Raw genomic sequence first — 297 nt, 5'->3', positions numbered from 1 at the left:
CAGACTGTCCCGCCGCCTCTCGCTTTTGGCGTCCGGTGTTTATCCCGGACCAGGTCCAGACCACAAGTGACAGACGGTGTGACGGTCGTCACTTATCTTTTCCCGAGAGCACCCCCGCACCACCCTCACCAAGACCTCACTAATTTAATATGTAAAATTGTACAGCCATTAACTGTAAATCCCCCCCGCATCATGCGCATCAAATCGTTATCCGGAGTTCAGCATTCCGTACGTTGTGCCGAGTACCCGGGCACGGCGGGCGGGCATGGCAAAGGGGCCGCTTACCGGACCCGGCGG

The sequence above is a fragment of the Kitasatospora sp. NPDC059803 genome, assembly GCF_042732255.1.
Lineage (GTDB): Bacteria > Actinomycetota > Actinomycetes > Streptomycetales > Streptomycetaceae > Kitasatospora.
The sequence above is the reverse complement of the archived record's forward strand: the minus strand, read 5'-3'. Positions refer to the sequence as shown.